Here is a 19,004-nt window from a genome sequence, read left to right on the forward strand (position 1 = left end):
GCTATTAGCAATGATTTAAATATAAAAATTAAAAGTTTAATAAGTGAGAACATTGTTGAATTATTGTAATTTGGTTTACCTTTAGAAAGGATAATGAAATATGATTTTTTTAAGTTTAGTTCTATCACATTTACTAGCTGATTTTTACTTTCAAACGGATAAAATGGTTCGGAATAAGAATAAATATTTAAACCTTCATGTAATGCATCACTTTATATTAACGCTAATCACACTCGGTTTAATATGGTCATTACAATATAAGTTTTCGAATTTCGCAATGCTATTTTTACTTCCAGTTATTTCAATAGTAGTACTGCATTATTTAATAGACTACATAAAGATTAAACTCTTAGATTTAGGAAAGAGTCGGAAATATTTTGAACATTTTAATAGTGATTTGTATTTTTTTATTATCGATCAAATATTGCACTTTTTAACAATTATCGTTATTTGTAAACTATATTTTGATATGAAATTTAGTTTCTTTATTAATAGAGTAATAGAGATATTTACAAATAATGGGTATCAATTAAATCAAATTAATACGTTAATAACGCTTGTCATTATTTTGATTTTAACGACAAGTGTTAGTGGTCATATTATAAAATTTCTTTTAGGAAGTATGCCAAATCAATTATCGACTTTTGAGGGGAAGTATTTATTTAAAAATGAGAGGAAAGAAGATGTCGCACAAGAAAGTCCGATTTTCTCAAAAAGCTTAGTTGAAGAATATAACTATATGATTATTAAAAACCATGATTTAACAAGAGGAAAGGTCATTGGTTATATTGAAAGGATTTTAGTAGTTTTATTAACTTATAATGATGCATTCCCAGCGATTGCATTTATCGTAACAGCGAAATCTATTGCAAGATTTAAGCAAATGGATGATCGAGATTGGGCAGAATATTTTTTACTTGGGACGTTAACATCAATGCTATTTGGAATCACTTTTGGATTTATTTTAAAAGGTGTGCTTAAATAAACAAAAAGTAGGCCGTAATAATACCCCATTAATGTAGTGTTACTTACATTGATGGGGTATTTATATTTTTAAGTTAAATCAAGAAAATCGCAACAACCGTAGTAACAACCAACCCAATCAAAACAGGCAACAAATTCCGTCTAGCCAACTCAAACGGACTAACATTACAAATGGCCGCCGCAGGAATCAAAGCCCAAGGAATCAATGTACTAGCGCCCACAAAAGACATTTTATTTAGCTGAAACTATTATTATTTCACGAGGTATTCCCGTACCTCTTTTATATTCATCTTTTGTATCGATTACTAATTGAGTAAATAATGTCATAATCATTTGTTTACGTTCATAATCATTTGCTAATTGCCATAATGAATGAATATTTTCTTTCAGAAAACTGATTTCCAAACTATTTTTATTGTTTTCTTGTGTATAGTTTTTTAAATCAGCTGTTACTTGCCTTTCTTGATCACGTAACTTTTCAGTTTTTATAATTAACTCATCGATGTCGATAATGTCTGCTTCATACATTGTTTTTTGCTTTTTTAATAATTTCTGAATGCTTTTAAGTTCTTGTTGAAGTTCATTTATTTTAGTTTTAGATATGTTTGATGCATTCGTATCACCTGTAACATCGTTAATAAGTATATCCAATTGGTTCAATACAGCATTGAGTAATGTTTCTTCTTTAATAATATGGCTGCTACATCGCTTACCAGCTTTCTTACCCGAACACCTATATGTTTTAACACCTTTGGTTCCTTTGTGTCCAGACATTGAATGTCCGCATCTACCACATTTTAAAATTGAAGAGAAATAGTAATTACTAGTCTCGCGTTTTCCCCCAACTACTCTTCGTTTATCCAATATATCTTGTAGTACCCAGAAATCATCGCGTGGAATTATTCTTAAATGGTTTCCCTCGTACAATGTTTGTTCTCTAGGAGGTTTTTTGTAGTCTTTGATGCTTTCGTTAAAGGTTAAATACCCTGCGTATATGGGGTTATTGGCAATATCTCTAATAGTATCTACATGCCAATCTCCACCTTTTTTAGTTTGATAACCTTTTTCTGTTAATTTTTTTGCGATAGTGTAGAATCCAAATACTTTTGACATTTCAAATATTTTCTTTACAAGTTCTGCTTCAACGCTATTAATAATTAATTCATCATTCTCGTAAGTGTATCCATATGGAGGAGCTCCACCTTTCCACTTACCCATTTTAGTTTTTTTCTCCATACCCAGACGAACACGTTCGGCTAAATTTTCTCTTTCCCATTGCGCTATGGCAGCAACGAGTGTAATGAACAATCTTCCCATTGCATTCGTAGTATCATAAACTTCAGTTGCACTTTTAAATTTACAATTATTATCATCTAATATCTTTAAAATTTTATATAGGTCAATGACTGATCTAGTAAGCCTGTCCAATCTATATACCAAAAGTATGTCAACTTTTCCTTGTTTAATAGAATCCATCATTTCCTCAAACTGTGGTCTGTTTAAATCTTTTGCTGAACATCCCTCATCTATATATCTTTCAGTAATTTCCCATTCTTGAGATATACAATAAGCTTCTAATTTTTCTATTTGAGCAGCTATGGAGTAACCATGTTTAGCTTGTTCATCTGTCGATACTCTGACATATATGCTACATTTCATTACAACCCTCCAAACTATTTTGACATTAAGATATCTAAAGGATTTAAACGAATAGTCATGTTACCACAACAAATTGAGTCTCCATATTTTTCAATGTAACGATCAAGAGCCTCTTGTAAAAATTCTTCAGTAACATCTAAAAACTCAGCAACTTCAAATCGATTAGTACAACCATTATTGTATGCATCTATTAAACTGGATAATGGAATAAGTACATCATAGGCCCATTGTCTAGCTATTTTTTCTTGTTTAATGTTATTTAAATTAGTTTGATTCAGTATATTGCCAACTGTTTTGAAATGATGTCCGATTTCTTCAGCTAAGATACAACCTTTTTCTGTATCGTTTAATCTTTTTTCAATTCGAATTTTTCCATTTTTATATAAACCTTTAAATCCAAATTGGAGAATCATTTCTTTGACTGGTATGTCAGAATATCTAGTTAGAAGTGTTTCGTAATGCAAAAAAATAGACCCCCTAAATTACTCCTCATCTTGAAAAATAAAATCTATGTATTTAATAATGTCTTTCATTTTTTCTTCAGTAATATTTTTCTCATCTAAATGTGCAGCAATTGTCTCAATTGCTTTACTGTGTTTATTAGCTGTTTTATCATTTGTATCTTCCAGACCCATAATATATTCAGGTGAAGCATCAAAAAAATCTGCGAAAACACGCACCACATCCATCTTTGGTTCCGCAAGATTGTTTTCATATCTGGAAATCATACTTTTACTTATAGTAGTATCATATTTTTCATTGATCTTTTTTGCTAACTGTTCAATACTAAGTTTTTTTGAAGTACGCAAACTTTTTAATATCTCTCCAAATGAATACATTTTATTGATTCCCTCCCACATATTATTTATATCTAATATAATACCGTCTGAATTCCTTTAATGCAACATAAACAAGAAAAAATGTTCCTTTTAAGGAAAATATTTTATTGACATCTAAATATTGTTAACCTATACTAAGTTTGTTCCTATATAGGAACGTGGTGAAACGAGGTGATATGATGGCAAATATTAATGGGAACACTTCTCGTAGACATCGACCATATATGAAAATCAAAGCATATTTGGTTGAAAACAACATATCCCAAAAGAAATTGGGAGAATTATTGGATAAAAGTCAGAGTGCTGTTAATCAAAAATTAAACGGCACTGGGGGAGATTTTTCATTGCAAGAGGCTAGACTAATGAGTGCACACTTAGGGATTCCAAGTGCTTATTTTTTTGATGTATTCGTTCCTTAAAAGGAACGAAAAATATTGAAAAAATAATATTTGTCCAATCGTCCTTAAGGAATATGCTTTATTGAGGTGAGATCAATGGCTATTAATGGATATGAATTAACAGATGAAAAAGTACTTAAATTAAAGCCAATTATCGAAAGCATCCTATCTCGTAAGTATGGAAAACAAATTACATTCAAGAATTTAACTGTTGGAAACATCACAGTTGAAGAAAGCCAAAAAGGAGAATGATTTATGACTACCTTATTAGTAATATATTTCATGATGGGTTTTGGGTTAGCAGGATTTTTAGCATTAATAGTAATAGCACCTAAGAGTGTAAAGGCATTGTTCAATAAGTATTTATGGGGTGGTGTAGATGAAGAAGTTAATTAAGGTGGATTCCAGTGATTTTAAAAATTATCTAAATCGCACAGAAGCAACATTTAAAGCTGAAAGCGGAATTATTCAAGATAAATTAAAACAGGGAATAGACGGTCTAGATTGGTTAGTTATGCAAATTCTAGTTGATGACGTAAAAAAAGAATCATTAGAGCAGTGGTTAAAGTTAGCGCCTAAGATTTCAAAAGGTACAAAGGACACAAACCTATTGATGATGAATGCTATTCGACTAAATTATGATTCATTTTATGAAATGCATGAGTTGAATTGGTGGATTGTCTTTGATGAAACATTGACTTATTTATCTCTACTAAGAGAAAGAAATTACTACGAATATCTAGATTTTATAAATGAAGTCTATGCAGAAAACGGAGGAATTTGAAATGAATAATTTACAAGTTATTAACCAAAATGGCTTACGAGTGTTAACAACAGCACAATTAGCAGAATCATATGGAACTGACAAACAACAAATTGTAAATAATTTCAATCGCAACAAGGACCGTTACATGGAAGCTAAACACTACTTTGCTCTTCAAGGAGTAGAAAAAAATCAATTTATCGACCTAAATCAAATTGAGTTAGGTTCAAAGAAAGCACAAACTCTTTATCTTTGGACAGAAAGAGGAGCATGGCTTCATGCTAAATCATTAAACACAGATGAAGCATGGAATGCTTACGAAATGTTAGTTGATGAATATTACAACATTAAACAAAATGTTATTGATACTTCTCAATTAAGTCCAGAACTACAAATGTTTAGTCAAATTTTTAACACGTTAGCAAATAGTCAGATTGAACAAAATCGATTATGTAAGGAAATTGAAGAAACTAAACAACAGGTACATAACATCAGTGAAATCGTTGCCTTAAATACAATCGACTGGAGAAAAGAAACAACAGAAATCATAAATAAAATTGCTCGTAAAACTGGTGAACATGGTCTATATCAACAAATTAGAAAAGAAAGTTACAAATTATTAGAAGAACGTGCAAATTGCAATCTTCAAATTCGTTTAGTAAATAAGCAAAAAAAAATGGCGCTTGAAGGTGTCGTTAAATCTAGGATCGATAAAGTTTCTAAATTAGATGTGATTAATGAAGATAAAAGATTACTAGAAATATATTTAGCTGTAGTAAAAGAAATGGCAATTAAATATAAGGTCCAAGTCAATACTGCTTCATGACATCTTCGTGAAAGTTGATGACAGAAAATTGTCATAACTTTGAAAGGGGAAATGACAGTGATTGAGAACGGAAGATTTTGTTCTAATCAATTTGGAGTAGATCCTCAGCAAGTAGAACGAAAGGAAGTTGATGAGTGTCTAGGTTGTAAAAGAGAAATTTATGAAGGCGATGAAGTGTTACAACATCCAGATGGATTGTTTCATGACGAAATCGATTGCTTTGTAGAATACATTCGAGATGTTAGTTATAGCACAAATGCATAAAAAATAGCTAACCAAAAGGTCAGCCATTTAATAAAGCGTAGGAACTTTAATTATATGGGTTGACACCTGTGTTATGCAATAGGAGAGGGACAATTGAAAATTACATTCGAGTATTTAAGTATTATTAATTTTAAAAATCATACATCATTGGATATTCACTTTAAAGATATTACAAACATTGAAGGTCGTAACGGAGCAGGTAAATCAACAATTGGTGATGCGCCGACTTGGCTATTATTCGGTACTGATATCAATGGAAGCAAATTAGATCCTAAACCTATTGGTGAAAATGATTCTGAAACTACGGTTTTACTTGTTCTAAATGTAGATGGAAAAGAGTTTCAACTAACTAAATCGCAAAAGAAAACAGCTAAATACTTTATTAATGAAGTACCTGAAAAGGCTACAAAGTTTAATGAACTTGTAAGTGAGTTATTTGATAAAGATTTATTCCTATCAATTTTCAATCCTACTTATTTTTCTAGCCAAAATTGGCAGGACCAAAGAAAACAGTTGCTGCAGTACGTTCCAGAACCATTAAACAAAGAAGTGTTTGCAGAGATTCATGAGATGTCAGTAAACACTTTAGAACCGGAATTAAAAAAACATAACATAGATGATTTAGAAAAAGTACATCGTGATCAATACAACAAATTGGACAAGTCTTCCGAACGCGCTGGTGAAAGAGTAGTTACATTACGTGAGCAATTAGAGAAGTATAAATTTGATAATTTAGATCGAGTTAATAAAAAAACATTGCAGCAATTAGAAGCTCAAAAAGGTGAAATTAATAAACTGCAATCTCAGAATCAACAAGTTAATAACAAGATATCCACAATTAGAGCTAAGATGTCTACTTTATATACGCAATTAAAAAGACAAAGAGAAAAAGTTATGGCCATTAAAAACGAAGAAATCAACTTGAATTGTAGCACTTGTGGTCAATCATTAAATGAAGAATCAATTGGAGAAGTTAAAAAGAATAAACAACTAGTATTTTCAAAAGAAGTTGAATATGGAAAAGAGCTATCAGCTGAATACTCCCAATTGAAGATTGAGTTAGAAGAACTTGAAAACACTAATCAAATTCCAATTGATCAGTACTTATTAGAGCAAATCAACAATGAAATTATCCAAATCAGAACGCAATTAAATCAAATGAACCAGGTGGAGCGATTAAAAGCTGAATTAATCGATGCTGAAACAAATAAAGAAGAAATTCGCACTAAACGAAATAGATCACTAGCCATCATCGATGCAATTAAAGAGTTTAGAACAAAACGTTCTGAATTAATGGTTAAGAAGATTGATTCATTATTTACGAACATCTCAGTCAAGTTGATTGAGCTATTAAAGAATGGTGAAGAAAGAGCAACCTTTGAAATCGAGATGGATGGAAGGCCATTCAGTAAGTTATCCTCTGCAGAACGTATTAAATGTGGCTTAGAACTAAGTGAGGTTCTTTCTAAACAATCTGAAGTGATTGTACCAACATTTATAGATAATGCCGAATCAATTCTTAAATTCTCAAAACCTACAGGTCAACTAATTTTAGCAAGAGTAGTAGATACAGATTTTAATATTAAAACTATTTCTTTAGAGGAGGAAGTTGTAAATGTCTAATCAATTAGCAGTTTCAAACACACAAGCAGTAGTGGGTAATTTTACACAAAATGAGTTGGATACATTAAAGCACACAATCGCGGTTGGTACTTCAAATGAGCAATTCGCTTTATTTGTTCAAACATGTGTTAATTCAGGGCTTAATCCTTTCCTAAATCAGATTTACTGCATTGTTTATGGCGGGAAAATGAGCATTCAAGTAGCGGTTGAAGGTGTACTTGCATTAGCTCGTAAACAACAAGGATTTAAAGGTATAGATGTTGAGTTAGTTCATGAGAATGATGATTTCAAATACAATCCAGCATCAAAAGAAATTACTCATTCAGTTGGATTCCCTAGAGGAAAAGTAATTGGTGGATATGCAGTAGCTAAAAAGGAAGGATTTACAGATGTTGTAACGATTATGGAAGTAAATGAAGTTGAGCATATGACTAAAGGCAATAACAAAAACATGTGGGCTAACTACTTCAATGACATGTTTAAAAAGCACATTATGAAACGTGCTGCAAAACTTCAATACGGTATCGAGATTGCTGAAGATGAACAAATCGGTACAAGTTCAGTTGATGAAGCCACATCTGGGTATAGAAAAGAAATCGCGCCTAATCAAATTGAAATTGCTGAAGGTGGAGTAATTGACTATGAAGATGAAATGAAGAAACGTTGGAGCGAAATTAAAAGTAAACAAACTAAGTATGGTCTAAGTGAAGATGGCCTGAAAAATATGATTAAGATTAATTTCAACCAAGTAGCAAAAGAACTTACTCTGCAACAACTTGTTGGCCTGTCTAAGTTAATTGATTTAGAGAGTAATAAAAAGAAACCTGTAGAACCAGTAGAAATTACATTTGATGATTTAGACGAGTTTTAATTGATAGCTAGGGGCTCTAATGAGTCCCTGGTAATTCATCAACAAGGAAAGGAGTAGACAACATGAGCCAAATCACATGGATTAAATTATCAACTTCAATGTTTGATGATAAGAAAATCAAATTAATTCGCAAATTACCAAATGGAAATACAGTTCTTTTAGTTTGGATCCAACTTCTAGTTGAAGCTGGTAAGTGTAATTTAACTGGCAGGATTATGTTAGATGAACAAGTACCTTTAACAGATGAAATGTTTGCAATCGTTTATGATTTAGAACTTCAGGAGGTTCGACATGCGTTTAGCACACTTGAACAATTTGGAATGATCGGGTTTGATGAATCACAAGTAATACGTATTAGCAACTGGGAAAAGCATCAAAACATCGAAGGCATGGAACAAACCAAACGATTACGACAAGCTCGAAACAAGCGATATCAAGAGAAAAAGAAACAGTTATCAATAGAATCTGACGATAAGACGTCTTATAAGACAGTCGATAAGACGCAAGAAGACATTCTAGACTTAGACTTAGAAATAGAAGTAAGTAAGTCAGTAGTAAGTATGAATGCATTTGATTTTTATGAACAAAATTTCGGAGTGCTTAGACCTTTCGTAATCGATGAAATAAATAATTGGGTGACTGATTTGAGTGAAGAGCTTGTAATTGAAGCAATGAAAAAATCACTTAGACAACATAAAAGTTGGGGCTATACCATGGGGATTTTAAAAGAATGGGATAAAGGCAACATAAGAACTCTTCATGATGTTGAAGTAAGAGACAAATTCTTTCAACAAAACAAAAAGAAAAACGGTATGAATCGTGTTGGAAAAATCGCAAGTAGTCCAATTGTTGAAAATAAAGAGGATGAGGAGTTAGGTTGGTAATGCAAAGTGTCGATATTAGTTCGGTTATGGATATTTGTTTTAGAAACAGTGGCGCTAAGTATATCGATAAATATTGCGAGCAACACAAAAAACAATGGATTCAATTCCCAGATGGTCGTGCTAATTGTCCCAGATGTTTTTGTAAGACCGATGGTCAGTCATTCCAACAGAAAATAAATCAGAAGCTTCAAAAAGAACAAGAAGCAAATATTAGTTTGCATCTTGAAAGATATTCAATAATTTCTAATCAAAAAATTCTATCTAGTTCACTAGATAACTATAAAGTTATTTGCGAAGAAACAAGTTTAGCTAAACAAAAAGCCGAACAATGCGCTAAATGGTATAAATTTGGGAACAACTTCAATGTCGTTATAACAGGAAATACAGGTGTTGGGAAAAGCCATCTAGCATACGCAATTGCTAAAGAGGTTAGTGTGAAAAGAAGATCTTTATTTATCAGTGTTCCTAAAATGGTTAGTTTAATTTTAGATTCGTTTAATAACAAAGAATCCAAGTACACACAAGAATATTTTTTGAAATTGATGGAAGAAGTAGACATTTTAGTCATCGATGATCTAGGTGCTGAAGTTGGTCGAATTGATACAGAAAAGGTAGCAAGTGATTTTATTAGTAAACTACTATTCAATGTCTATGAATCTAGGCAAGGGAAGTCAACGATTACGACTAGTAACCTTAGAGGTGAACGCGCCAAAAAAATTTATGATGAGCGAATGATTTCTAGATTAAATGCAGATGTAACGAAAGAAACCATCATTACGTTTAAGACTGCTAAAGATATGAGGTAAATTTAATAACTTTGTTTAAGTGTTTAAACTTACGGACGGAATAAAAGGTGCTCCTGAATGAGCCAATCCAACAATCAGGAGTAATGATAAACGCCTCTTGGACAAGGCTTGGATTAATTATGTACCAAGAGATAATTAAATATACCTGATTTTTCGGAGGAGTTATGAAAAAGAAGGGTTGGAACGAATTATTTAAAAAAGATGACCTGGAGACGAATGAGCAAGAAATTGTTCGTCCAGGCATCTGCTCAAATTGTGGACATGGTTCTTTTAAGTTAAAGATTGTTAAACATCGCTTACTTAGAGGATGTAAGAAGTGTGGCGAGGTTATAGATTCAGACAATATGAAGGTCCTTAGAAAGGGGAAAATTCAATGATTATTAATACAACTACTGAAATGATTGCAAAGTGCTTATCACGCACAGAAGGATTTGCATTAAGAGAGTTCTTCAACACTATTAAGGGGGAGGAAAAAGGCAAAATTTGCATCAGAACATTATCAGCTACTAATTCAATAACTGTATCGGCAATAAGAAAGCTAGAGATGGTTGGAATTCTTAAGACTCGTAGTTTAGGAGCTAAGGGGACACGCTTTCAAATTCTAAATATACCAGCTCTACAAGATATTGTAAGGAATTTAAATCTATGAGCAAGCAGATCGGAGAACCAGTTGCACAAGGGAGTAGAAGTTTAGAACGTTTGGTGGAATCGTTTGAGTAATAAGAGTGGATATTATGATTAAAAGGCTAAGAGAGAAGTTTTTTTAGAAAGTAATAGGACAGTACTCGAAAGCCCGTAATGAATCAAATTTCGTAGGAATTACTAAGGATTACGAAGAGATTTTTGAAGGTAATCCACAAAAGAAACAACATAATTAAATTTTTCCTAATTAATAGTAAAACTCCTAGATTTGAAGGAGGATAAGTATGAACGTTGAACAGCTTTCTTTTTTAGATGAAGTAGATGAAAAAAAAGTTAGAAAAGCAGTAATTAAGCAGTTAAAACAATTTAAAGCTTTAAGAGTTGCAGTTCAAAATAAAGATGAGCAAATAGCTGAAGGTGTAGAAAATCCATTTCCTAAGATTGTAGATAAAGAAAAAGAAAAACGATTTAAAGTAAAACAAATGGAACGGGCTTTAATTTATGCGCTAGATGATATTGAGCGTTCGATAATAGTGCGAAAATATTTGTCGTCCAACCGAGATAAAGATATTAACATATACATGGACTTAGGGATTAATAAAGATCAATTTTACGAATATAAAAAACATGCGATCTTTTCTATTGCTGAAGCACTCAATATTGTTTGAGTGCTTTTACTTAAGGATAAATGTAAATTTAAGGGTCTTAAGCAACTAAATGGCAGTATAGTTTCATAAGGAATACTCGAAATTATGCTATATTTATATTAAATACAGCTTATTGAGGTGTTATAAAAGGATGAGATTAGTTTGTAAGGAATGTAAAATTGAGATATCGAAACAGTTAATTGAATTAAAAGACTTAAAGATGCTTAGTGAAAACGTTGGGAAAGCTTATATTCCTGAAGGATTTTTTATCATAGATAGTGGAGAAGCTGATATTAATATAAAAGGGTTTATTATTATTAATATCAATGATTTAATTAATTCAAATTACCATACTGATGAAAGCAGAATAAATGGATGTTGTGGTTGTGATGGTTTAGATGGATTTAATAGGGTCTGCTTAAATAACCACGAAATAGGCACCGAAAACTCAGACTGCTGGTTACCACATTTTATTGCACTAAGTCCAGATTTGGTTATATTCAATTAACAAATTAAAAATGCTCTTATGCAACTGACGCATGCTTGAGTTGAATAAGAATGTAAAGGGGTTGTCTAAACTGACAGTCCCATTTTTAATTTAAACACTTGAACTAAAGTCTTCACTTCTTTATTGAACAAAATGGCAGGTTAGTTCTATAAGAATTTTATGAATAAAAGGTGAAATTCCCCCAAATTACAAATACCTATTGTACTGATATAGTAATGAATATAGAGAAAAATTTAAGGGGAGCGTTTATGGCACAAATTCCATTTGGTGCGTTTTTGATGGATGTTTTCATCTTGTTATTAATAATTATTTATTGTTCTAGAACATTCTTAAAAGGATTGAAGAAAAATAAGATTTTTATAGAGATAATAAAGTCAAATTATTTTATGATTTTTTTGTTGCTTTTTGCTTTTCCAATAATTAGAGATGTTATACATTATTTATTAAATTTAAAATAGAAATTATTTAGTCTTATGTAACAAACGCATGCAATAGTTGTACAACAAGATCGGCTGTTTAGTCGATTTTTTTTAATGGGGTAATGACAGTAAAGTTCAATATGATATATAGTTCAGCAACTGCAATACAACTTAATATGTTTAGTTGATTTTTTAGTAAAATTCTAATTTTTTAATATCGTATTCTTTCATATTGACTAATTGACATGATAATTAACAAGGGAAATAGAGGGGAAATTATCCAACTAATTGAATACATTATTTGCGGTTCTATATTTTTATTTAGAATTTTTATAAAAAAATTGTATGAGGAATTAACTCGGCATTAAAAATAAAAAGTTAAATTAGGAGGGAACAATACAATGATTTGCATAAAAAATCTCACAAAGTCTTATCATAACTCCCAAAATATATCTGTAATTTTAGACGATAGTAATTTAGAAGTAAATAAGGGCGAATGGTGTAGTATTGTCGGCCCTTCCGGTACGGGGAAATCCACGTTACTGAACTGTTTGTCTGGTATTCAATCACCAACATCAGGCGAAATACTTATTAATAATAAGAGTATTTTTAGTTTAAACGAAGAGGAAAGAAGTAATTTTCGTAGACTGAATATTGGTTTCGTTTTCCAAGATTTTAAACTTTTACCACATTACACTGTACTTGATAATGTGATGTTACCATTAACATACGATATTCCTGCAACAGTTTTAAGGAATAGAGCTATAGATTTACTAAACGAGGTTGGCATTCATAAAAATCTGTTTCAACGTTTGCCAGAATCCTTATCTGGTGGCGAAAAACAACGAGTCGCAATTGCTCGTTCATTAATTGCAGACCCATCAATACTCTTATGCGATGAGCCGACAGGAAATTTAGATGCTGAAAATAGGAATAAAATTATAAGTATATTATTAAATGTAAAAAACAATGGTAAAACAGTTGTGGTTGTTACTCATGATAATCAGGTTGCAGCTGTAGGTGATATGACGTATGAATTAAAAGAGAAAAAACTTAAAGAATTGTTGGTTTCCTCATGATCAATTTAGTGTTAAAACGTCTTCTTAATAGAAAGAAAGTTTCTGTAATCTTTATTTTAGCAATCCTTTGTTTATTCACATTTGTACCTCTAGGTATTTTATATTCTCGGGAATCGCTTCTAACTGTTAAGGATTCAATTCAAAAATATGGAAGAGGTTCTTATGACATTTTAGTTCGTCCAAATGGCTCAAAAACGTCAGTAGAAAAAAAGATTGGTATTGTTGAAGATAATTATATAGGTGATAGTAAAGGTGGAATTACGTTATCAGAGTGGAATGAGATTAAAAGTAATAAGGCTATTGATGTAGCTGCTCCTGTTGCTTCTTTAGGGTACTTCTCGGGTGTTAGGCGTTCGTTAGAGTTGCCCACCTTTAGCAGTCCTGTTAGATTTTCATGGCAATTTTACACAACGGATGGATTAAAAAAGTACAAAATAGGAGATGAACATCAGATCCATATGTTCGATGGAAAAGACAGACAAAATGTGGAATACATCTATTATCCAAGAGATTTAAATGATAGCTTTGGAGGAACAATGAATATTTTGTTACCTCAAACTTATTATTTACTGACAGCTATAGATGTAGCTAGTGAAGAAAAATTAACAGGTATTGATTACAAATCACTGAATCGCGAACTGACAAAGGAGGAGGCTATATTTGTTAATCAACAAAGGCAAACTTATGGGAATTTTCCAGTTGTAAAGATTCTACAAAGAAAGGATTTTAATATTCCTTTAGGATTATCATTAAATGTAGAATCTATAAACGTTTCATTATCAGATTTTAAACGAAAATTTGGTATTGCTCCTGATGAAAGGCTAATTTCTGTCATACCTGAAGAAAACAAAAACTTTGAAAAAACAATGGACGAGTTAACAAAAGTAAAAGGAAGTTCTATAAAAAATTATGACATAAATTTAAGTAACTATCAAAAACCGTTTAAAGGGTCATCACTATCATTAGATCGAAATTTTAAACTTCATGAAATTGATGGGGGTATGACCAAGAATGATTCGGCAGCATTCTATGTTGCCTCTAAAATTGATTATCGGATTAATGGTAATAGTTTAAAGGTTAAGAAAGTAAAAACGGATGAACCTCCATCATATAAATTGATTCAAAAAAGAGGACAAGCGATAGATGATGCTGATAAATTGCCATTTAATTTAATACAAACTGGCACATTTTTACCAAAAGATATGGATAATCAGATTACTTCTAGTCCACTTGGGATTTACTCTTCAACGGATACTAAAACTACAGATGGAAAAGTTATAACTCCAACTGTTATACCAGGTAGTTTTATTGCAACTCCAGCAATTGGGGTCACAACTTTGGAAGGTGCAGAAATAATCAAAGGAAAAAAACCAATTGATGCAATTAGAATTCGTGTAGCAGGCATTCATTCGTATAACAAAGAGGCTCAAGAGAAGATAGAACAAATTGCTACTTCCCTGCACAAAAAAGGTTATGAAGTGGATATTGTTGCAGGTGCATCTTTTAAAACACAGAAGTTATTTGTTGATGGGATCGGTGAAGTTCTAGAGCCTTGGACCACTCTCGGTGTTGCACAATCATTGCTATCGAGTTGGAACATGATTTCATTACTGACCACTATACTTTTTACTTTATTTGGTTTCGTATGGTTATTTTCTAGAATTGTATTTGAACGAAATCAATTACTTTTTGAAAATGAATTATTAATTACTATTGGGTGGAATCGAAGAAAAATAATTAAGAGGAATGTACTTGAACAATTGATTCTTACGACAAGTGCATATCTTATAAGCTTAATTATTCTAATATGTTTAAAACAACCAATTGTAATTTTATTTATTCCTTCGTTTTTATGGGCTATATCTAGTGTTATTATCTTTTTATTATTTAACCAGAAAAAAAGACGAAAAGCACATATAAAGGGTTACAAAATGTTCTCAAGTATCATTTTTTATAAGAAGTTAATAATCCCAGTTATGATTGTTTTATTAGTTTCTTCACTTATTATGACGATTCAAATGTCTAGTATCGGATCAGGTCTGATTGAAGCAAATTCGACAACGTTAGGGAAATTTACAGTAAGTAAAACAATGTACTTTCAGTTTTTTATATTATTAGCTACCATATTTTTATCACTTGTCAGTGTAAATGAGTGCATAAATTCAATATTAACTGAAAGGAAGCAGGAATTTTATATTTATCATACAATTGGTTGGAGTAAAAAACGTACACTAATGCACTTTAGTAAAGAAGTAAGTATCTGGGCAGGTACGTCAATATTGATTGGATTAATAATTGGGATAGTAGCATTAACTTATTTAAGAATATCTCACGTATTAATTGCTTTAGGCTCAATTTTCACCTTCCTCTTAATTGCTGTTTCCTTGATTATTATTACAACTAAAAAAAGATATATATAAACTTATGTTTTTTCAAGAGGAAAGCAGCAAAGATAATAAAATGAGCAAACATAGAGAAAAATAAAACTAAATGGCAGAATAGTTTAATAAGATTTAATTTATTTTTTTGTCTAAAAGGATTATACAAGCTTAACATTTAATATCTTTAATTTAAGGAAATTAATTTAAGGAGTGTACGTTATAATGGCTGAAATCTTGAAATTGATTCGTTTAATTATTATTCTTTTTATAGTGTCAATTCTTTATTTTATATGTTTTGCCTTGTTTGATGAAAAGCCTGAGTATTTTGCTACATGACTTAGTGGTTTAATCTTATGGAGTCCAGTAGTTGTACTCTATAAAGTCCCATCTTCGTGGGTAGCTCGTTCCATCTCCAGAAAATCAAATAAAATAACCTCTATTATTCAACTGCTCTCTTATATTGTAATGGGAATAATATATACCGTTATTATTGGAGTACTTACTTATAAAATGTCAGAAGGGACTGCACCACAAAACTATTACTTACGGCTTCTTATTTTTAGCGTATTAAATGCAATTTTATTTTGGATAACTGATAGTATAAAAAAATGGAGCTTAAGCGGTAGAAATCTTCATTATTTTTAAACGTTTATTGAATGGTAATTTTGTTTTAATCATATGTTATGTAGTAGCATTATTTAAGACAAACGCATGTGTTAGTTAGACAAGAAAATCGGCTGTATAGTCGATTTTTTTTGTTGAACTAAATGGAAGTTTAGTCGCATAAGAAAGGACTTCTATGACTGTATAAAGAATTAAATATAATATGTTAATTTGTACAGGATGAGGTGCTCCAATGGAAAGTAGTTTTATAGAGATTGGTAAAACTAGAATCGCTTTAAGAGATATTAAGAATTATGATATCACCACTGAAGAAGTTCGTAAATTATGGAAAGTGAAAAAAAAGGGGAATATAATTTTTCGAATCATTACTCAAATTTTGTTACTTTTTGCTAGCCCTGGTGATTCCCCAATTCCAAAAGAGATAGAAAAAAGTGAGTTAGTTTCATACAATGTACTCGTTATTAGAACGTTTCAAGGAGAAGTTTATGAGTTTTCAGAACGAGCATATGATATTGATATAAGCCAAAAATCAAACGAATTAAACAAATTATTAAAATTAAGATAAAAATTATGAAATAATGTACATCGTTATGCAACTAAAGCATGCATTAGTTAAACAAAATGATCGACGATTCGTCGGTCATTTTTTATTGGACTAAATGGCAGTTTAGTTGAACAAGGAAATACTTTAAGTATATCGAATATATAGATTATAGAAATGATATTTTTTTAATTTTTAAGAATAAATTCTAGGAGCGAATTATTTATGAAGTGGTTTCATAAAGAGCAGTTCAGAGAAATTTTTATAATGTTAGTATTGCTATTTGTTATGAATGCACTATTTAATCTATTTGAACATGAACAAATTCTAAAACATCTTCCAACTTTAATTGGTATGTATTTGGTATCAAGAATTGTTCAAAGGAAACTTTCTAATAGAAAATGAATTTATTTATCTAACTAACGCAGTGCGATGGTTGAAGATCACAAGCTGCTTAATTGCAGTTTTTTTATTTAAGTAAATGTCAGGATAGTTCAATAAGAGGATTTGAATATTGTTCAATAATGGTAAAATTAAACATATTAAAAAAATTGACTGACAAAATAATAAAAATCATTCTGTTTACGAAGGAGAGCTAAATGAAAACGGTAGGAATTATCTTAGGTACATTTGTCGCTACCATTGGACTAATTATCAGTATTGTTTTGTTTAATTTTCATTATGTAAAAGACCAACCAGTTGTTGTCAAATTTCCTAAATCAAACGTTCACATAACAGTGCCTGAAGAAAAAGACAAGGTAACAGTTTTTACCAATATTAAATCTTTGGAGTGCGAAGTTGTCGATCTTGCAAATAAGAAATTTAAATACAATCAAATTATTTGTGAAGGTGGCAGAAAAGACGGTTTTAGAGATCAAGAGTTATTAGATCAAAAGGGGCACCAAAAAGTTAAGATAGGTGATACCGTTATCGCAACATTTGATGATGATGGTGTCGTAAATGTACGACTGGTAAATAAATAACCTATTCTTTTGAATTGCCATAATAACTAATTGGGGAGGGGCTAATTTGGAGATAACTTTCCATATTACTGAGGAGAAGTTTAAGGAAGGTATTTGGAATATTGTTAATAAATTAAAGTATTTTAATGAAGGCGTTACTCAACTACTTTGTTTAATAGTTTTCATTTATGTATTTTTTGTAAAAAAAAATGAATTTAATTCTATCCTTATACCTTTAATTACATCATTTGTTTTAATAATTGTGTTTGCGGTACTTATTCATTATATATTTCAAAGTGTTCAACCAAAATTATACGTGAATTTTATAAAAAAAAGAAACCAACATAACATTGGAAAAATATCACTTTTTTTAGTAGATGATTTTATAAAAGTTGTTTCTCAAGATAAAACGACTTTGTATAAAAAAAATAAAGTATTACGTGTTAAGGAAATGGATTTCGGATTTTGTATTATTATGGCAAGAAATAACTTTATCATTATTCCTAAAATCTCTGGTGTTACAAATATAAATGAAGAACATTATAATGATACTCTTTCAGGAATAATCAAAGAAATTGAAAAAAATGCAAAATTTAAGTTGAAAAAAAGGTGATAAAATCTTATGTTTTAAAAACATAATAACTTATGCGACTAACGCATGCTTTAGTTGCATAAGAAAAAGTAAAGATCACAAATTGTGGTCTTTTTTCATTCCCTTATTCAACATAATGGCAGATTAGTTGAATAAGAAAGGACTTTTAATACCGTATAAAGAATGAAATATTAGAGGTTAATTTGTGTAGGATGAGGTGCTCAATGGAAAGCAATTTTATAGAGATTGGCAAAACTAGAATCGTCATAAATAATATTAAGAATTTTGAAATCACCACTGAAGAGGTTCGTAAATTATGGAAAGAGAACCACAAGGGGAATATAATTATTCGAATCATTACTCAAATTTTGTTGCTTTTTGCTAGTCCTGGTGATTCCCCTGTTCCGAAAGAAATAGAAAAAAGCGAATTAGTTTCATACAAAGTACTCGTTATTAGAACATTTCAAGGAGAAGTTTATGAGTTTTCAGAGCGAGCATATGATATTAATATAAGCCAAAAAGCAAACGAATTAAACAAATTATTAAAATTAAGATAAAAATTATGAAATAATGTACACCGTTATGCAACTAAAGCATGCGATTCTTCAATAGAAGATCGCTTTTTCTTATTCGACTAAATGGCAGTATAGTTCAATAAGGAAAGAGAAATCATATGGTATATTAATGTCAAA

26 protein-coding genes are annotated in these 19,004 nt (G+C 30.8%); 23 read left to right on the forward strand and 3 right to left on the reverse strand.

The features are described 5' to 3' along the window. Positions 1-100: 100 nt before the first annotated feature. On the forward strand, positions 101-985 hold the full coding sequence (locus ACFCYN_RS20470; RefSeq protein WP_375951389.1) for a DUF3307 domain-containing protein: 885 nt from the start codon (positions 101-103) through the stop codon (positions 983-985). 230 nt (positions 986-1,215) lie between these two features. Here the strand turns inward: ACFCYN_RS20470 and ACFCYN_RS20475 are convergent, their stop codons facing one another. The 3 genes from ACFCYN_RS20475 to ACFCYN_RS20485 are packed head-to-tail and all read right to left on the reverse strand — an operon-like array spanning position 1,216 to position 3,482. Beyond that, on the reverse strand, positions 1,216-2,643 hold the full coding sequence (locus tag ACFCYN_RS20475; RefSeq protein ID WP_375951390.1) for a recombinase family protein: 1,428 nt from the start codon (positions 2,641-2,643) through the stop codon (positions 1,216-1,218). A 14-nt stretch (positions 2,644-2,657) separates the two neighbouring features. After that, a complete protein-coding gene (locus ACFCYN_RS20480) occupies positions 2,658-3,107 on the reverse strand; it encodes an ImmA/IrrE family metallo-endopeptidase (RefSeq protein WP_375951392.1) in 450 nt (149 codons plus the stop codon). A gap of 18 nt (positions 3,108-3,125) precedes the next feature. Continuing rightward, a complete protein-coding gene (locus ACFCYN_RS20485) occupies positions 3,126-3,482 on the reverse strand; it encodes a helix-turn-helix domain-containing protein (protein ID WP_375951394.1) in 357 nt (118 codons plus the stop codon). 179 nt (positions 3,483-3,661) lie between these two features. Here ACFCYN_RS20485 and ACFCYN_RS20490 point away from each other — a divergent pair, with 179 nt between their 5' ends. The 22 genes from ACFCYN_RS20490 to ACFCYN_RS20595 all read left to right on the forward strand — a co-directional run bounded on the left by ACFCYN_RS20490 (position 3,662) and on the right by ACFCYN_RS20595 (position 18,869). Next, positions 3,662-3,901 carry a helix-turn-helix domain-containing protein gene (locus tag ACFCYN_RS20490; protein WP_375951396.1) on the forward strand — a complete coding sequence of 80 codons (240 nt, stop codon included), beginning with the start codon at positions 3,662-3,664 and terminating at the stop codon, positions 3,899-3,901. Positions 3,902-3,976: 75 nt separating this feature from the next. Further along, a complete protein-coding gene (locus tag ACFCYN_RS20495) occupies positions 3,977-4,132 on the forward strand; it encodes a hypothetical protein (protein ID WP_375951398.1) in 156 nt (51 codons plus the stop codon). A gap of 3 nt (positions 4,133-4,135) precedes the next feature. Continuing rightward, on the forward strand, positions 4,136-4,276 hold the full coding sequence (locus ACFCYN_RS20500; RefSeq protein ID WP_375951400.1) for a hypothetical protein: 141 nt from the start codon (positions 4,136-4,138) through the stop codon (positions 4,274-4,276). Then, positions 4,260-4,664, forward strand: a complete 405-nt coding sequence (locus tag ACFCYN_RS20505) for a hypothetical protein (protein ID WP_375951402.1) — start codon at positions 4,260-4,262, stop codon at positions 4,662-4,664. The genes ACFCYN_RS20500 and ACFCYN_RS20505 overlap by 17 nt, the downstream gene beginning before the upstream one ends. Position 4,665: 1 nt before the next feature. Continuing rightward, positions 4,666-5,469 carry an ORF6N domain-containing protein gene (locus tag ACFCYN_RS20510; protein WP_375951404.1) on the forward strand — a complete coding sequence of 268 codons (804 nt, stop codon included), beginning with the start codon at positions 4,666-4,668 and terminating at the stop codon, positions 5,467-5,469. Positions 5,470-5,526: 57 nt separating this feature from the next. Then, on the forward strand, positions 5,527-5,733 hold the full coding sequence (locus tag ACFCYN_RS20515; protein WP_375951406.1) for a hypothetical protein: 207 nt from the start codon (positions 5,527-5,529) through the stop codon (positions 5,731-5,733). Between the two features lie 93 nt (positions 5,734-5,826). Further along, positions 5,827-7,356, forward strand: a complete 1,530-nt coding sequence (locus tag ACFCYN_RS20520; RefSeq protein ID WP_375951407.1) for an AAA family ATPase — start codon at positions 5,827-5,829, stop codon at positions 7,354-7,356. Beyond that, positions 7,349-8,227 carry a RecT family recombinase gene (locus ACFCYN_RS20525; RefSeq protein WP_375951409.1) on the forward strand — a complete coding sequence of 293 codons (879 nt, stop codon included), beginning with the start codon at positions 7,349-7,351 and terminating at the stop codon, positions 8,225-8,227. Before ACFCYN_RS20520 ends, ACFCYN_RS20525 begins: the two co-directional genes overlap by 8 nt. 62 nt (positions 8,228-8,289) lie before the next feature. Continuing rightward, a complete protein-coding gene (locus ACFCYN_RS20530; protein WP_375951411.1) occupies positions 8,290-9,111 on the forward strand; it encodes a phage replisome organizer N-terminal domain-containing protein in 822 nt (273 codons plus the stop codon). Next, entirely contained in the window at positions 9,111-9,917 is an 807-nt protein-coding gene (locus tag ACFCYN_RS20535) for an ATP-binding protein (RefSeq protein ID WP_375951413.1), read from the forward strand. Before ACFCYN_RS20530 ends, ACFCYN_RS20535 begins: the two co-directional genes overlap by 1 nt. A 164-nt stretch (positions 9,918-10,081) precedes the next feature. Next, positions 10,082-10,294, forward strand: a complete 213-nt coding sequence (locus tag ACFCYN_RS20540; RefSeq protein WP_375951415.1) for a DUF8096 family protein — start codon at positions 10,082-10,084, stop codon at positions 10,292-10,294. Next, positions 10,291-10,566 (forward strand): hypothetical protein, encoded by a 276-nt coding sequence (locus ACFCYN_RS20545; protein WP_375951416.1) that lies wholly within the window; start codon positions 10,291-10,293, stop codon positions 10,564-10,566. Before ACFCYN_RS20540 ends, ACFCYN_RS20545 begins: the two co-directional genes overlap by 4 nt. 277 nt (positions 10,567-10,843) lie before the next feature. After that, positions 10,844-11,227 carry an ArpU family phage packaging/lysis transcriptional regulator gene (locus tag ACFCYN_RS20550; protein ID WP_375951418.1) on the forward strand — a complete coding sequence of 128 codons (384 nt, stop codon included), beginning with the start codon at positions 10,844-10,846 and terminating at the stop codon, positions 11,225-11,227. A 130-nt stretch (positions 11,228-11,357) separates the two neighbouring features. Continuing rightward, entirely contained in the window at positions 11,358-11,714 is a 357-nt protein-coding gene (locus tag ACFCYN_RS20555; protein ID WP_375951420.1) for a hypothetical protein, read from the forward strand. A gap of 248 nt (positions 11,715-11,962) precedes the next feature. Next, positions 11,963-12,172, forward strand: a complete 210-nt coding sequence (locus ACFCYN_RS20560; protein ID WP_375951422.1) for a hypothetical protein — start codon at positions 11,963-11,965, stop codon at positions 12,170-12,172. Between the two features lie 362 nt (positions 12,173-12,534). Continuing rightward, positions 12,535-13,212, forward strand: a complete 678-nt coding sequence (locus tag ACFCYN_RS20565; protein WP_375951424.1) for an ABC transporter ATP-binding protein — start codon at positions 12,535-12,537, stop codon at positions 13,210-13,212. Beyond that, positions 13,209-15,632 (forward strand): hypothetical protein, encoded by a 2,424-nt coding sequence (locus ACFCYN_RS20570; RefSeq protein ID WP_375951426.1) that lies wholly within the window; start codon positions 13,209-13,211, stop codon positions 15,630-15,632. Before ACFCYN_RS20565 ends, ACFCYN_RS20570 begins: the two co-directional genes overlap by 4 nt. An 817-nt stretch (positions 15,633-16,449) precedes the next feature. Further along, positions 16,450-16,782, forward strand: coding sequence for a hypothetical protein (locus ACFCYN_RS20575; RefSeq protein ID WP_375951428.1), 333 nt, complete (start codon positions 16,450-16,452; stop codon positions 16,780-16,782). A gap of 201 nt (positions 16,783-16,983) precedes the next feature. Continuing rightward, a complete protein-coding gene (locus tag ACFCYN_RS20580) occupies positions 16,984-17,163 on the forward strand; it encodes a hypothetical protein (RefSeq protein ID WP_375951429.1) in 180 nt (59 codons plus the stop codon). 194 nt (positions 17,164-17,357) lie between these two features. Beyond that, entirely contained in the window at positions 17,358-17,741 is a 384-nt protein-coding gene (locus ACFCYN_RS20585) for a hypothetical protein (RefSeq protein ID WP_375951431.1), read from the forward strand. Positions 17,742-17,787: 46 nt separating this feature from the next. After that, positions 17,788-18,333, forward strand: coding sequence for a hypothetical protein (locus tag ACFCYN_RS20590; RefSeq protein WP_375951433.1), 546 nt, complete (start codon positions 17,788-17,790; stop codon positions 18,331-18,333). A 203-nt stretch (positions 18,334-18,536) separates the two neighbouring features. Then, entirely contained in the window at positions 18,537-18,869 is a 333-nt protein-coding gene (locus ACFCYN_RS20595; protein ID WP_375951435.1) for a hypothetical protein, read from the forward strand. Positions 18,870-19,004 lie beyond the last annotated feature (135 nt).

Origin of the sequence: Gottfriedia sp. NPDC056225 (assembly GCF_042267765.1) — a bacterium.
In the GTDB taxonomy this organism is placed as follows: domain Bacteria; phylum Bacillota; class Bacilli; order Bacillales; family Bacillaceae_G; genus Gottfriedia.

Coding starts and splice junctions, on each gene's coding strand:
- ACFCYN_RS20470 (WP_375951389.1), top strand. CDS start 101: ATGATTTTTTTAAGTTTAGTTCTATCACATTTACTAGCTGATTTTTAC.
- ACFCYN_RS20475 (WP_375951390.1), bottom strand. CDS start 2,643: ATGAAATGTAGCATATATGTCAGAGTATCGACAGATGAACAAGCTAAA.
- ACFCYN_RS20485 (WP_375951394.1), bottom strand. CDS start 3,482: ATGTATTCATTTGGAGAGATATTAAAAAGTTTGCGTACTTCAAAAAAA.
- ACFCYN_RS20490 (WP_375951396.1), top strand. CDS start 3,662: ATGGCAAATATTAATGGGAACACTTCTCGTAGACATCGACCATATATG.
- ACFCYN_RS20495 (WP_375951398.1), top strand. CDS start 3,977: ATGGCTATTAATGGATATGAATTAACAGATGAAAAAGTACTTAAATTA.
- ACFCYN_RS20500 (WP_375951400.1), top strand. CDS start 4,136: ATGACTACCTTATTAGTAATATATTTCATGATGGGTTTTGGGTTAGCA.
- ACFCYN_RS20505 (WP_375951402.1), top strand. CDS start 4,260: ATGAAGAAGTTAATTAAGGTGGATTCCAGTGATTTTAAAAATTATCTA.
- ACFCYN_RS20510 (WP_375951404.1), top strand. CDS start 4,666: ATGAATAATTTACAAGTTATTAACCAAAATGGCTTACGAGTGTTAACA.
- ACFCYN_RS20525 (WP_375951409.1), top strand. CDS start 7,349: ATGTCTAATCAATTAGCAGTTTCAAACACACAAGCAGTAGTGGGTAAT.
- ACFCYN_RS20530 (WP_375951411.1), top strand. CDS start 8,290: ATGAGCCAAATCACATGGATTAAATTATCAACTTCAATGTTTGATGAT.
- ACFCYN_RS20535 (WP_375951413.1), top strand. CDS start 9,111: ATGCAAAGTGTCGATATTAGTTCGGTTATGGATATTTGTTTTAGAAAC.
- ACFCYN_RS20540 (WP_375951415.1), top strand. CDS start 10,082: ATGAAAAAGAAGGGTTGGAACGAATTATTTAAAAAAGATGACCTGGAG.
- ACFCYN_RS20545 (WP_375951416.1), top strand. CDS start 10,291: ATGATTATTAATACAACTACTGAAATGATTGCAAAGTGCTTATCACGC.
- ACFCYN_RS20550 (WP_375951418.1), top strand. CDS start 10,844: ATGAACGTTGAACAGCTTTCTTTTTTAGATGAAGTAGATGAAAAAAAA.
- ACFCYN_RS20555 (WP_375951420.1), top strand. CDS start 11,358: ATGAGATTAGTTTGTAAGGAATGTAAAATTGAGATATCGAAACAGTTA.
- ACFCYN_RS20560 (WP_375951422.1), top strand. CDS start 11,963: ATGGCACAAATTCCATTTGGTGCGTTTTTGATGGATGTTTTCATCTTG.
- ACFCYN_RS20565 (WP_375951424.1), top strand. CDS start 12,535: ATGATTTGCATAAAAAATCTCACAAAGTCTTATCATAACTCCCAAAAT.
- ACFCYN_RS20570 (WP_375951426.1), top strand. CDS start 13,209: ATGATCAATTTAGTGTTAAAACGTCTTCTTAATAGAAAGAAAGTTTCT.
- ACFCYN_RS20575 (WP_375951428.1), top strand. CDS start 16,450: ATGGAAAGTAGTTTTATAGAGATTGGTAAAACTAGAATCGCTTTAAGA.
- ACFCYN_RS20580 (WP_375951429.1), top strand. CDS start 16,984: ATGAAGTGGTTTCATAAAGAGCAGTTCAGAGAAATTTTTATAATGTTA.
- ACFCYN_RS20585 (WP_375951431.1), top strand. CDS start 17,358: ATGAAAACGGTAGGAATTATCTTAGGTACATTTGTCGCTACCATTGGA.
- ACFCYN_RS20595 (WP_375951435.1), top strand. CDS start 18,537: ATGGAAAGCAATTTTATAGAGATTGGCAAAACTAGAATCGTCATAAAT.